The sequence below is a fragment of the Leclercia sp. 119287 genome (genome assembly GCF_009734485.1).
Lineage (GTDB): Bacteria > Pseudomonadota > Gammaproteobacteria > Enterobacterales > Enterobacteriaceae > Enterobacter > Enterobacter adecarboxylatus_C.
Map to the genome: position 1 here is coordinate 2,576,371 of NZ_CP046445.1, position 12,711 is coordinate 2,589,081.

Sequence of the window (12,711 nt, forward strand, 5' to 3'; positions counted from 1 at the left end):
ACATCCCGACAAAGTAAAAGCCTGCATCAGGTGATCGCGCTCACATTTAATGGATCCGCATACGGAAAGCGCTTTCCGTTTTGAATCCGTAAAGATTATAGTCCGCTCATCGTTATTACCTGGTCAGGAGTTTTTATGAAGAAAATCATGCTTTGCTGTTCCGCCGGAATGTCTACCAGCCTTCTGGTTAAAAAAATGTTGGAAGAGGCTGAAAAACGCAGCTTGTCCGTTGATATCAAAGCCTTTGGGGTCGCGGAGTTTGAACAACAGGTGGGGAATTATCAGGTGGTGCTGCTGGGACCACAGGTGAAGTACATGCAAAAAGATCTTCAGAACAAAGCCAACCCCTATGGAATCAAGGTCGAGCCCATCAACATGATGGATTACGGCATGCAAAAGGGAGGCGCAGTTTTAGATTTTGCCCTTTCACTGATTGAAAAAAATAACTAAAGGACATCAACATGAGCGCCCTGTACTCTAAATTAATCAGCGTGATAGAGCGAAAAATCACGCCTATGGCTGGTGCAATTGGCCAGCAAAAGTATGTCACGTCGATCCGTGACGGGTTTATTCTTGCCCTGCCCTTTATGATTGTCGGCTCGTTTATGCTGGTGTTTATATTCCCGCCCTTCTCACCAGATACCAGTTGGGGCTTCGCCCGAGCCTGGTTGCAGTTTTCATTAGACCATCGTGAAAACCTGATGTTGCCGTTTAACTTCAGCATGGGGATTATGACAATATTCATCTCAGTGGGTGTGGCTGCTAGCCTGGCACGTCATCATGGGCTGGACCCGCTGACGTCTGGGATGCTGTCGCTGATGGGCTTTTTACTGGTCGCTGCGCCCTTAAAAGATGGCATGGTATCAACAGCCTATTTTTCCGGGCAGGGCATTTTCACCGCACTGCTGGTGTCGATTTATACTACCGAACTGTATGCTTTTCTGCGTCGCAATAATATTACTATCCGTCTGCCGCCTGAAGTGCCGACCGGTGTAGCCCGCTCGTTTGAGATTTTAATTCCGGTGCTGGCGGTGGTACTGACGCTGCATCCGCTGAATCTGTTCATCGAAGCGCAGCTCGGGATGATTATCCCGAAAGCTATTATGTCGTTGGTGAAACCGCTGGTCGCGGCTTCTGATACATTGCCTGCCATTTTGCTGTCTGTTTTGGTGTGTCAGATCCTGTGGTTTGCGGGTATCCACGGTGCGCTGATCGTTACCGGCATCATGAATCCATTCTGGATGGCAAACCTCTCTGTAAACCAGGCCGCGATGGCCGCAGGAACGGCGATCCCCCACATCTATGTGCAGGGGTTCTGGGATCACTATCTGCTGATTGGCGGTGTAGGCTCTACGCTCCCGCTGGCGCTTTTACTTATGCGCAGCAAAGCTGTACATCTTCGCACCATTGGTCGTATGGGCGTCGTTCCCGGCCTGTTTAACATTAACGAACCGATTTTGTTCGGTGCGCCTGTGATTATGAACCCGCTGTTCTTCCTTCCATTCGTCCTGGTTCCGATGGTCAATGCCACGCTGGCCTGGTTTGCGCTGGATTTGGGTCTGGTCGCACGTGTGGTCTCAATGACACCCTGGACAACGCCAGCCCCAATTGGTGCCTCATGGGCCGCCAACTGGGCATTCAGTCCGGTCATCATGTGCTTAATCTGCATGGTAACGGCGGTCATTATGTATTACCCATTCCTGAAAGCTTATGAAAAACAGCTTCTTAATCAGGAATCTGGTGAAAAAGAGCAGGCCCAGCCTGTGGGTCAATCTGAAACTGCATAAACGTATTTACTGCCAGAGGATGTTATGGAATTAGAAGAACAAATTATGGGCATCATCATTAATGCCGGACAGTCCCGCAGCCTGTGTTTCGAAGCACTTCAAAGCGCTAAAGCAGGAGACTTTGCCGATGCGGATGAAAAAATGAAACAGGCGCAACATTTCGCACGTGAAGCGCATCTGGTGCAAACCCAACTTATTGAAGCCGATGAAGGCGAAGGCAAAACCAAAATGACGCTGGTGATGGTACATGCCCAGGATCACCTGATGACCTCCATCCTCGCCAAAGAGCTCGTCACCGAGCTTATTGATATCTACAGAACTCGTCATTGAGTGTTGCGTGATTTAAGAGAGGCAATGCCTCTCTTCTTTTTTCAGGAGAAGCATTATGTACCATCTCGGCCTGGACATTGGCGGCACCAAAATGGAAGCCGTCTTGCTGGACGCTACCGGCGCTGTTGTCCTGCGTGAACGCCGTCCAACTTACAAAGACAACTACCGGGGATTTCTGGATAACCTGACAGAGATGATCAATGGCATCCGCTCCGCCACGCAGGTCGACTTTACGGTCGGCGTAGGTTTACCGGGGGCGATCGATCCTCTGAGCGGACTCATTAAAAACTGTAACTGTCTGGTGCTGAATGGCGAGAATTTAAAGCGCGACCTGACGGTGTTGCTCGATCAGCCCGTCTTTCTGGCCAATGATGCCGACTGTTTTACCTTGTCTGAGGCCGTTGATGGGGCGGGTAAAGGATACGGTACGGTGTTTGGCGTCATTGTGGGTACAGGCTGTGGTGGCGGTGTGGTGGTCAACGGCCAACTACTAAGTGGACCCAATGCGATTGTGGGCGAATGGGGTCATAATCCGCTTCCCGGCTGGCGCTACGAACTGGATGGCCCGGTGGAGCCCTGCTATTGCCAGCATGTAAACTGCGTGGAAAGCTATATTTCAGGCACTGGCTTTAGTCGTCGTTTCAATGCTCGTCATGATACAGCCTTCAGTTCGGAGGTCATTATGGCAGCGGTACACGAGAAGGAGCCTCGCGCGGTGGCGCATTATCATCACTTTATTGATGCGTTTTCCCGGAGTATTGCGGGTGTCATCAACATCCTTGACCCCCATGCCATCGTTCTGGGAGGAGGACTGTCGAACGTGGAAAGCCTGTACCAGGATCTTCCAGAGGCCGTTGGCAAATACATTTTTTCACCGACTTGTCGAACTGCCATCGTTAAAGCCAGGTTTGGCGATGCCAGCGGCGTTCGCGGTGCGGCATGGTTGCCTTTACGGAGCACAGGCAACTGAACCAGGTGGCTAAATCCTGCCCGTACTTATGTTATTATAGGGAGAACACCGTAATACAGACGACACCATGACAACCATTGATGATGTTTCAAAATTAGCCAATGTTTCCCGGGCTACCGTTTCGCGCGTGCTGACCGGAGCACGTGGCGTTCGTGAAGAGAGCCGCGAGGCCGTATTACGGGCGGTAGAAGAACTCAATTACCGTCCCAGCTTTGCTGCGCAAAATCTGGCGAGCAATACGTCAAATCAGGTCGGTATGGTTCTCCCCGCCCATGAGGCTGATTTTAGCGCAACCCTGTTGCCGCAACTGTCCCTGGCGGTTAAAAATCTGAATAAGTCGCTGATTATTCAATACGTTAATAACGTATCAGAACAGCAGGCCGCCATTGAAAGTCTTCAACATCAGTGTGTCGCCGTCGTGACGCTGGGGAAACCCAGCCGCGAGGTTGCCAGCAACGTAATCGCTTTTGATGATTCTTCGGCTAAAGGCACTGGCCAGGGCTACAACTACGCCTTTGCCACCGAAAGCGCCTGTCGATACGTACTGGGAAAAGGACATCGTAACATTGCCCTGCTGATGGAAGCTGAAGATGACGCTGCCAGCAAACAGATGCTGGAAGGGTATCGCAGCGTATTACAGAACTACTCTCTGCCGTTTAACCGCCAACTGCTGGTCATGGCGAACAACAATATTGAGCAGGCGCTGCTGACATTAATTAATAGCTTTACAAAATATACGGCGATCATTGCCAAACGTGACAGCTATGCCGCTGAAGCAATGCGTTTACTGCGTGATTTTAATGTTGCTATACCCCAGGAAGTATCGCTTGTGAGTCTTGAGGATTCACCGATGGCCTCTCTGCTGTATCCGCCTTTAACATGCATCGCTTACCCTGTTGAGCAGTTACTGGAAGAGTGCGTAAAACGTATTAAGGCGCTTATAGATGGGCATACGCTTTTTGTTCCGGAAGGACGCACCTTAGTAGGCAGGCTGGTTGTACGATCGTCGGTGTCAGAAGTCACCACCTGATGATGTTTTTATAAATATATCTTATTTTTAAATTTCCTTACGGGCATCAGGCAAGCGATGCCCGTAAGTTATAAACGTGTACCGCTGGCTATTTTACAGATTGGCTGAAAATCGGATGTGAAGCTTTTTGGTAAATCTGGTGCGCAATATTGCCTTCAGTTGTGATGTATCCCCTCACCTGTCCCGCCAGAATGGCGACGGGCAGCGTCATGTTTTCCGCTTCAATGGTCCGGAGCTTTTGCTCAGTCTGTCCTCACGATGCTAAGGTAACAAGCGTCGAAAACAACACTCTAAATGGCAAAAACGACATCTCGCGAAGGTAACTATGCTGGAAATTGGTTTGTATCTTTACCCCGGGGTTCAGCAGGCTGCCGTGCTTGGGCTGAACGATCTCTTTGGCGTGGCCAACATGTTTTCCCAAAAATATCAGGCAAATAAAGCGAACCTGCTGAGAGTGACACACTGGCAGCAGCCTGGCCCGAAAGACCTTCCTGTGCGCGTTTTTGATACGGAACCTGAAGCCGACCCGACGTTACCCTCCGCGATGATCGTCCCGCCGACCTTACGCGAGCCTGCCATCATTGACACGACGCCGGCGTTAACGCCATGGCTTACCGGTCTGCACAATCAGGGGGTTATCCTGAGTTCCGTATGCGCTGGCGCGTTTGTCCTGGCATCAACGGGATTAATGAACGGGCGGAAAATGACCACGCACTGGGCCTATGCCGATTTACTGAGCCAGCGTTTTCCCGACATAGAGGTCGATGTGAATCAGCTCATTATTGATGACGGCGAGATCATCACCGCGGGCGGGCTTATGTCCTGGACAGACCTCGGCTTGCGGTTAGTGCATCGGCTGCTCGGTCCGACCGTGATGATCGACACCGCGCGCATGCTGCTTGTCGATCCACCCGGGCGCGAGCAACGCTATTACAGCGTCTTCTCGCCGCGTCTGACCCATGGCGACGCGGCGGTCCTTAAGGTGCAACACTGGCTCCAGGCAACGCAGGCAAAAGATGCCACCCTGTCGAGCCTGGCGGCGCAGGCGGGATTAGAAGAGCGAACATTTCTGCGCCGCTTTCAGAAGGCAACCGGGATGACCAGCACGGAATATTGTCAGCACCTGCGCGTTGGCCGGGCGCAGGAGCTTTTGCAGTTCAGCAGCGATTCATTCGATCGCATCGCGTGGGAAGTGGGCTACAGCGATCCCGGCGCCCTGCGTAAGATTTTCACCCGTATTGTCGGGCTCACCCCCGGAGAATATCGCCGTCGCTTTAGCGCCAGCCAGGCAAAGGAACAGATGGCATAAAATGGCGATATCACCCCTTATTATGTCGTTTACGCCACTTCAGCCCTATCCCTTTCGCTGTCAAACTTGTGCTTCAATGAGCCATAAAACAGGAATGAGATAATGAAACAACGCGGTTTAATCGTCATCGATCTGCAAAACGAATATCTGCCAACCGGTAAATTACCCCTGACCGGCATCGAGGCGGCAGCGCATAACGCAGCGCTTGCTATTGCTGACGCACGTTCAAAAGAGATCCCCATCTTCCATATTCGTCATGAGTTCGCTCATGGCGAAGCACCGGTGTTTGTTCCCGGGACTGAGGGTGTGGAGATCCAGCCAACCGTTAAGCCCGCAGCGGATGAAGCGGTGATCGTGAAGAATTTCGTCAACGCCTTCCGGGACACTGACTTAAAAGCGCAGCTGGATGCGAAAGGTGTTGAAGAGGTGATTATCGTGGGGGCGATGAGCCATATGTGTGTGGACGCCTGCGTGCGGGCGGCGGCAGATATGGGCTACCCGGTCACCGTCCTGCATGATGCCTGCGCCACCCTTGACCTGTCTTTTGGCGGAGTCACTGTACCGGCGGCCCAGGTTCATGCTGCGATGATGGCCGCATTTGAGTTTGGCTATGGCAAAGTCCAGTCAACATCAGACTATCTGTCTGCATAATCCCGTGCCAGCGTCCCTTTTCAGGGACGCTTTTTAATAAGTGGGGTTAAAGGTTGACGGGCATCTCATAGGCATCCGCAATCAGTTCCGTCGAGCGATAAATTGCCTCCTGAGAGTGCCCCAGATTCAGCAGCATAATCTCATCAGCATCAATGCGCTGTTGCCAGACGGCCAGCTGGTCAACCACCTGGTTACCGGTGCCGCTCATGATTTTGGCATTCCACATTTTAATCAGCTGCAACTCTCCCGAAGAATAACCGTAGTTTTCGGCTTTCTGCGGCGTTGGGACGATAAATGAGCGGCCTGTGCTCATGCGCATCATCGCGTGGGAATAGGCCCATGCCTGACGCCGGGCTTCATTCTCATCATCCGCTGCCATCACACCAAAACTGGCAATAACATAAGGCCGGTCAAGATTTGCAGAAGGACGGAAGTTCTGGCGATAGACCTTGATGGCCATCATGACGTTCTGATCGGCCAGATGCGCAGCAAACGCAAACGGATACCCCATTTGCGCCGCCAGCCGGGCAGAATAGTCGGACGAACCCAGCAGCCAGACGGGGGGACGCTGATACGCGCCTGGCACCCCATTTTCTTTATCCTGCAGCGGGCCGGGAACGGCATACACGCCTGCCTTTTGCCACGGATGCCCTTTCGGGAAATCGCCTTTCAGGAAGTGCATTAACTCATCAAGTTGTTTCGGGAAACTGTCTGCCCCCACGTCACCGCGCCGCAGCGCCGACGCGGTGGCCATATCGGTTCCCGGGGCACGCCCGACGCCCAGATCAATACGCCCCGGCGCAAGGGAGGCCAGCAATCCGAACTGTTCAGCCACCACCAGCGGCGGAAAGTTAGGTAACATCATCCCGCCCGCGCCAAGCCGGATATGGGTCGTTTCACCAATTAACCGCGCCAGCAATAACGGCGGCGAAGGGGTAGTGACGCCAGGCATAGCGTGGTGCTCCGCAAGCCAGTAACGGGTAAAACCACGCTTATCAGCCAGACGGGCAAGCCGGATGCTCCCCGACAGCGCCTCATGCGCCGTTACCCCTTTTCCCGCCATAGCGAAGTCCAGCACGGAAAGTGGAACCGGAGCCCCGCCCCGGCGCGTACCAAAAATGACCTGATTCACACTGTCGTTCCTCAAAATGATAAGGCGGCTACGTCTGGATGACGTAGCGCAGAGGAGACAAATTTTGCGGAGAATAACGTCAGGGCACAATTGACCTGAATGACAATATTAGAAACTATTGGGCCAATCGCCGGGATATGTTCAGGCCTTTGTACCGCGCCGCTGACAGAATGTACGCCGGTATTCTGAAGGCGAGGTGCCCAGATGCGCCGTAAACTGCAGACGTAAAGACATCGGCGTCCCAAACCCCACCTCAGAAGCAATGCACTCTACCGGCAGTTCGGTGATTTCCAGCAGCTGCTGGGCACGCGCCACGCGCTCGGCATTTAACCATTTGGTGACGGTCGTGCCGGTTGTGTCGCGAAAGCGACGGGTAAATGTACGGCGGCTCATTTTCGCCACGCCAGCCAGCGTATCGAGAGTTAAGGGTTCAGACAGATGTTCCCGGGCCCACTCCAGCACTTCAACCAGGCGTCCGACGCAGGGCAGTTGCGGAACCGGTTGTTCAATATACTGGGCCTGCCCGCCCTGTCGGTGCGGCGGCGTGACCAGCTGGCGGGCGATCCGGTTAGCCATATCGGAGCCATGCTGCTGGCGGATCATCTCAAGGCAGCAATCAAACGCCGCAACGGTGCCAGCGGAGGTCACAATATTGCCATCCGTCACATACAGCACATCCGGTCGGAACTTCGCGTCAGGAAAACGGCGGGCAAAAATCTCCCGGGCAACCCAGTGGGTCGTCGCCTCCCGCCCGGCAAGCAACCCGGCAGCGCCAAGGACAAATGCCCCCAGGCAAAACCCGACTATCGGTTTCCCCTGCGCATTGGCGGTTTGCAGCGCCTCAATGATGTCGTCTGGCACCTCTTCTTCCGGATCTTTCCAGGCCGGAACCACGATAATATCGGCCTCCTCCATCGCCTCCAGACCGGATGAAACGCTAATTGGTAGCCCTTGATCGCTGATGATTAGCCCCGGGGACTGCGCGCAGTACTGCACATCATAGGCCGGGAAACCTGCGGGCTTATTCACAACGCCGAAGGCAACGGCAGGTACAGAAAGCTGAAACAGACTGACTCCTTCAAAAGCCAGGACCACAATACGAACCGCAGACACGGAAACCTCGCAGACAAAAAAGGGATATAAAGGACAGCAGAGCCCTGTACCAATAACATACTTCGCCGCCTGTCCGCGACCTTTCCCAAGGTGCGGACAGGGGTAGGGAGAGAGAGGTTTATTTACAGGCCACCAGATCGGCCATTTGTTCAGCATCAGGCAAGCCGATGATTTGTTGCAAAGCCCGCGCCTTATTCAGGTAATAAATGGCAGGCGTACCGCTGGCCCCTGTCTGCTCCATAAGCTGCTGATTCTGCTGTATCTGCTTAAACACGGCGGGCGGCGTGTTGCCTTGCAGCGCCGGTTTAATCTTTCCGTCGCTACTCTCAAGGTCATGCCAGGCTTTAGCCGGATCCTTCGCGGAGAGGATTGCCGCCGCATACTGCGCGCTGTCCGGGCGGATCACGCCAACCAGCAACGTTTTGGTGCTGATACTTTTATCTTTGATAAAAGGTTGGGCCTGATGCCAGAACTTGTTGCAGTAGGGGCAGAAGGGATCGGAAAAAACCACCACCTGGCACTTCGCGTCCGCGCTGCCTTCCGAAATCCCCGGCGCGGCGGTGAGCTGCTTCCACATTTCGCGCCCGGCGGGAATATAAATCTCATCATTGATGATTTTCTCGCTCAGGTTATTGCCTTGCGTATCATACATATAGCCTGAAACCACATGCTTTTTATCCGGGGTAAGGTAGAGCGTTACGCCCATATCCTGATATTTACCCAACCACCCTTCCACGCCTCCGGGGGCGCTAAACGGCTTAATAATTTCAATGCCCTGCTTCTCCATTTGTTTAACAGGTTCGGGCAGGTCAGTGGTCTGCGCCTGAGCGGTAGCGCTAAGAAGCAGAATTAACAGTGTCAGGATCTTGTTCATTATTTTTCCTCAGTAAAATCAGGAGACGGGGCCGGATTCGCCCTCGTCAGCGTGGTCAACAGCGCGTCTTTGCTCAAAAGGGAAGGCAGGACATGCCCCTGCGGAATGGCAGGGCCAAAAATGGCGTTAAAAGGAATGCCGCTGGCGCCGTAGCGGCGCAGGAACTGCTCGATTTCAGCAGAGGGCTGACTCCAGTTTCCCTGCAACAGCACAACGTCGTCGCGGTTTAAGGCAGCAATCACCTCAGGGCGATGAAGCACCAGGACTTCATTAACCCGGCAGTTCAGACACCAGTCGGCGGTAATATCCACCAGCACGCGCTTTCTGGCATCCAGCGCCTCACTGAGCGCCGCTTCACTGAGCGGTTGCCAGTTCAGAGGGGAGTCGGCCTTCCCCTGGGGCTGGGGAGCCAGAAAAGCATACAGTCCCGCGCCAAACAGCACGCCAAACACCAGGCTGCGCAGATTCTCTTTGTGGTTCGGCATGGCCTGCGCGCAGCGGAAAAGGAAAAACGCCACCATCAAGCCGCCGCCGATCAGCACATAGCGTGCGCCCCACTCTTTCACCAGCAGCGACATCAGCCAGAGACAGGATCCCAGCATCAGGAGCACCAGCACCAGGCGCAGTTTTCCCATCCAGGGGCCGGGTTTAGGCAACCAGCGCGCCACGCCGGGGGCGATGCTGATTACCAGCCAGGGAAGACTCATCCCAACACCCAGCACCAGGAAGATAAGCCACAGCTGATGCACGGGCGCGGCTAACGCGAAGGTGACGGCAGTACCAAGGAAAGGTGCCGTGCAGGGTGTGGCAAGCAGGGTCGCAAAGGCGCCTTCAAGGAAACTCCCCCCGATGCCGTTACCACCGGCGGTAGCCAGCCGGGTGGAAAGCCCGGAAGGGAGGCGGATCTCAAGCAGGCCTGCCAGGCTGAAACAGAAGATCCACGTCACCAGCACCATGGTGGCAATGAACCAGGGGCTCTGGAACTGGAAGCCCCAGCCAATCCAGGCACCGGACAGCCGCAGGCCGGTGATGGCTGCCGCCAGCACCAGAAACGAGAAGATGATCCCGGCCGCGGTTGCCAGAAAACGCAGCCGCGTCTGACGGCGGCTACTCTCAGCCAGGGTCATCAGCGAAGCGAGTTTGATCCCGAGTACAGGCAGGACACAGGGCATCAGGTTCAGAATAAGCCCGCCCGCTAAAGCCACAACCACGATCTGCCATAGCGTGGTGGACGGGCTGATATCGACCCCGAGCTGCTGGCTCTGCGCACCATTGCTAACCAACAGAGGGAGCTGCTGTAGCCGGGACGCATCCAGCGGGTTGCCCTGCTTATTGCTGACGCTAAACCGGGCGGTCAGCGTGTCACCGAGGATCTCTGTCTGCGGTGGCGACAGGTTCGCCCCGGCCGGGTTGTCAGCAAAGAGATCGGGCCGCGACCAGCCTTCCGGGGAGGTCAGCTTGACGGTCAGCGTGTCATTGTCCGCGACGACAGATTTAACCGCCACAGGGCCGTTATCTGGCGGAACAGCGCGCATCGCGTTGTCCCAGGCCTCGGCAAAGTGCGCTGACGGACCGGAGGCCAGGTCGATATCCAGCGGGAAGGTATTGACCACGCAGAGATTGCTGCACAGCGAAAGCGTCAGTTTCCCGCGCAATCGCTGGCGCTCATCGATGGCAACGTCCAGCGGAAACACGACGCGGCGATCGTAGCCGACGGAACTGAAGCCAGCAGAATCAAACCGGACGGGCCGGGGCCAGTGCCACTGCGTTTTTGTCTGCGGCTCCCATGCGATCGCGGGCCGAAAGCCGCCATCGCCGGGCGTTCGCCAGTAGGTTTTCCACCCTTCATTGGGGGTTACGTCCAGCAGCAGACGTACTTTCCCCTCTGCGGGCGCATCATGCCAGACATGAACCTGTGCATGTAAATTGTCAGGCTTTATCGGCCAGCCCGGTACCGCGGCTGAGGCCGCAGACAGGCTGAATAACAGGAACCACAGGCTCCTGAAAAAGGTTTTCATATGTTTTCTCCGTGAAAAAGTGACTAAACAGGAATGTCCGGTTCAGTCATTCACGGAAAACGCAGTTCTTAAGATGTATTCGAAGTAAGGGGGGTCGGAAAAAGATCACCGGTCTCGGCAGGACGCTGATTTTAAGCAGCACCGCTAAAACAAGAACCAGCAGACCGGGTAAGAGCAGAATGGTATCGAAATGGAGGGGCTGCGCGCTAAGCAGCGAGTGGGCGCTCAGCTCACAGGGTGACAACCCTGGCGACGTAAGTTCCTGCGGGCTGGTGTCAGCAGTCAAAGAGAGCGCGGCGGCTTTGACCTGCATGTGATGCAGGATACTGGCCCGCTGGGTCAGACAGATCAGCATGACAAAACAGGCAACCACCAGAAGCGCGACCGCTTTAAGTTGCCTGTTTTTATGTTGAGTCGGACCCGTCAGGATAGTCATGGGCAATGAGAATAGTGAGCGACTCGCCAGCGGGCAAGCTGCAATTTGTAAAGTAATGCCAGCCCGGGCGTTCCGGCAGGGGTCAGTTTGACCCTTCACGCAGGATCTCTTTCACCCACTGGCTGAAGGCCACAATCCCCGGTCGGTTCAGGTTTTCACGCGGCATAATGAGATCATATCCATGCCCGGCTGGAATTTCCTGTTCAAAGGGCATAACCAGATCGCCCGCGGCAACGTATTTCTTAATCAGCCGCTTTCTGCCCATTGCCACCCCGCATCCGCTGACCGCCGCCTCAATCGCCATCTGACAATTGTTGAAGCTCATAAAATTCTCTTCCACCGGCAGGGGCTGGTTTGTGACCTGACACCATTCGCGCCACTCTGAAAAGACGTCCTGCGAATCCACTGACTCAGAAGCATGAATGAAGGGGATATCCGCAGGCCAGTCACCGTTAGCCGGGAGGCTATTTTTTAACGCCGGCGAACACACAGGAACCAGCGCCTCGTCGGCCAGGCGCTCACAATAGAGATCCGGATAGCGGAGATTGCTGTAGTAAATCGCAGCATCTACCCGTTCCAGATTGAAATCCACCAGCCCTGCCCTGACACGGAAATTAATATTCAGCCCAGGCCACCGCGCCCGGAATTCGGCTAAACGCGGGATCAACCACAGGAAAGCAAACGTGGGGGGAAGCCCCACAGAGAGTGTGCCGCGCAACCCCTGGACGCGAATATCTTCGATTTCATCATTAATGCGCTTAAGGGACATGGACAGGACGTTCAACAGTCGCCCCCCTTCATCGGTAAGCTGCAACTTGCGGGTCAGGCGGAGAAACAGCCTGAACCCCAGCAGGGTTTCGAGATGCCGTATACGTTGGCTCACTGCGCCCTGGGTCAGGTTGAGCGTTTTCGCGGCCCGCGTAAAGCTGAGATGATGCGCGGCTATTTCAAAGGTATGCAATAGCGCCAGCAGATTTTCCTGAGCTAACATAGTGATAATCTCCATCCGGTAGCCTTTATGCATTAAATGAGCTAATGCATACCCCTGAAACGATCGTTTG

General features: G+C 54.6%; 13 protein-coding genes. 7 read left to right on the forward strand and 6 right to left on the reverse strand.

The genetic code is table 11. From position 1 onward, the window contains the following. Positions 1-135: 135 nt before the first annotated feature. From GNG27_RS12400 to GNG27_RS12430, 7 genes are all read left to right on the forward strand, one after another. Entirely contained in the window at positions 136-450 is a 315-nt protein-coding gene (locus GNG27_RS12400; RefSeq protein ID WP_156263874.1) for a PTS sugar transporter subunit IIB, read from the forward strand. Between the two features lie 11 nt (positions 451-461). Further along, positions 462-1,787: a PTS sugar transporter subunit IIC gene (locus GNG27_RS12405; RefSeq protein ID WP_156263875.1), complete on the forward strand. Its 1,326-nt coding sequence runs from the start codon at positions 462-464 to the stop codon at positions 1,785-1,787. Between the two features lie 24 nt (positions 1,788-1,811). Next, entirely contained in the window at positions 1,812-2,117 is a 306-nt protein-coding gene (locus tag GNG27_RS12410; RefSeq protein WP_156263876.1) for a PTS lactose/cellobiose transporter subunit IIA, read from the forward strand. Positions 2,118-2,172: 55 nt separating this feature from the next. After that, positions 2,173-3,087, forward strand: coding sequence for an ROK family protein (locus GNG27_RS12415; protein WP_156263877.1), 915 nt, complete (start codon positions 2,173-2,175; stop codon positions 3,085-3,087). 67 nt (positions 3,088-3,154) lie between these two features. Beyond that, positions 3,155-4,117 carry a LacI family DNA-binding transcriptional regulator gene (locus GNG27_RS12420; RefSeq protein ID WP_156263878.1) on the forward strand — a complete coding sequence of 321 codons (963 nt, stop codon included), beginning with the start codon at positions 3,155-3,157 and terminating at the stop codon, positions 4,115-4,117. 325 nt (positions 4,118-4,442) lie between these two features. Further along, positions 4,443-5,426 carry a GlxA family transcriptional regulator gene (locus GNG27_RS12425; RefSeq protein WP_156263879.1) on the forward strand — a complete coding sequence of 328 codons (984 nt, stop codon included), beginning with the start codon at positions 4,443-4,445 and terminating at the stop codon, positions 5,424-5,426. Between the two features lie 102 nt (positions 5,427-5,528). Further along, the gene (locus tag GNG27_RS12430; RefSeq protein WP_156263880.1) at positions 5,529-6,077 is read left to right on the forward strand and encodes a cysteine hydrolase family protein; all 549 of its coding nucleotides are present in this window, start codon (positions 5,529-5,531) and stop codon (positions 6,075-6,077) included. A gap of 46 nt (positions 6,078-6,123) precedes the next feature. On the opposite strand, the gene GNG27_RS12435 is transcribed toward GNG27_RS12430, so the two are convergent. The 6 genes from GNG27_RS12435 to GNG27_RS12460 form a co-directional block, all read right to left on the reverse strand. Then, a complete protein-coding gene (locus tag GNG27_RS12435) occupies positions 6,124-7,209 on the reverse strand; it encodes an LLM class flavin-dependent oxidoreductase (RefSeq protein WP_156263881.1) in 1,086 nt (361 codons plus the stop codon). Positions 7,210-7,350: 141 nt separating this feature from the next. Beyond that, a complete protein-coding gene (locus GNG27_RS12440; RefSeq protein WP_156263882.1) occupies positions 7,351-8,322 on the reverse strand; it encodes a GlxA family transcriptional regulator in 972 nt (323 codons plus the stop codon). Between the two features lie 118 nt (positions 8,323-8,440). Further along, positions 8,441-9,196 carry a thiol:disulfide interchange protein DsbG gene (dsbG, locus tag GNG27_RS12445; RefSeq protein WP_156263883.1) on the reverse strand — a complete coding sequence of 252 codons (756 nt, stop codon included), beginning with the start codon at positions 9,194-9,196 and terminating at the stop codon, positions 8,441-8,443. Then, positions 9,196-11,214, reverse strand: a complete 2,019-nt coding sequence (locus tag GNG27_RS12450; protein ID WP_156263884.1) for a protein-disulfide reductase DsbD — start codon at positions 11,212-11,214, stop codon at positions 9,196-9,198. Before GNG27_RS12450 ends, dsbG begins: the two co-directional genes overlap by 1 nt. 46 nt (positions 11,215-11,260) lie before the next feature. Next, positions 11,261-11,749, reverse strand: a complete 489-nt coding sequence (locus GNG27_RS12455) for a copper-binding protein (protein ID WP_370462873.1) — start codon at positions 11,747-11,749, stop codon at positions 11,261-11,263. Further along, positions 11,733-12,641 (reverse strand): LysR substrate-binding domain-containing protein, encoded by a 909-nt coding sequence (locus GNG27_RS12460; protein ID WP_156263885.1) that lies wholly within the window; start codon positions 12,639-12,641, stop codon positions 11,733-11,735. The genes GNG27_RS12455 and GNG27_RS12460 overlap by 17 nt, the downstream gene beginning before the upstream one ends. Positions 12,642-12,711 lie beyond the last annotated feature (70 nt).

What these genes read in the sequence shown, in the direction of transcription:
- dsbG (WP_156263883.1), bottom strand. Translation starts at nt 9,196, where the DNA reads ATGAACAAGATCCTGACACTGTTAATTCTGCTTCTTAGCGCTACCGCT.
- GNG27_RS12430 (WP_156263880.1), top strand. Translation starts at nt 5,529, where the DNA reads ATGAAACAACGCGGTTTAATCGTCATCGATCTGCAAAACGAATATCTG.
- GNG27_RS12450 (WP_156263884.1), bottom strand. Translation starts at nt 11,214, where the DNA reads ATGAAAACCTTTTTCAGGAGCCTGTGGTTCCTGTTATTCAGCCTGTCT.
- GNG27_RS12420 (WP_156263878.1), top strand. Translation starts at nt 3,155, where the DNA reads ATGACAACCATTGATGATGTTTCAAAATTAGCCAATGTTTCCCGGGCT.
- GNG27_RS12425 (WP_156263879.1), top strand. Translation starts at nt 4,443, where the DNA reads ATGCTGGAAATTGGTTTGTATCTTTACCCCGGGGTTCAGCAGGCTGCC.
- GNG27_RS12405 (WP_156263875.1), top strand. Translation starts at nt 462, where the DNA reads ATGAGCGCCCTGTACTCTAAATTAATCAGCGTGATAGAGCGAAAAATC.
- GNG27_RS12410 (WP_156263876.1), top strand. Translation starts at nt 1,812, where the DNA reads ATGGAATTAGAAGAACAAATTATGGGCATCATCATTAATGCCGGACAG.
- GNG27_RS12400 (WP_156263874.1), top strand. Translation starts at nt 136, where the DNA reads ATGAAGAAAATCATGCTTTGCTGTTCCGCCGGAATGTCTACCAGCCTT.
- GNG27_RS12460 (WP_156263885.1), bottom strand. Translation starts at nt 12,641, where the DNA reads ATGTTAGCTCAGGAAAATCTGCTGGCGCTATTGCATACCTTTGAAATA.
- GNG27_RS12415 (WP_156263877.1), top strand. Translation starts at nt 2,173, where the DNA reads ATGTACCATCTCGGCCTGGACATTGGCGGCACCAAAATGGAAGCCGTC.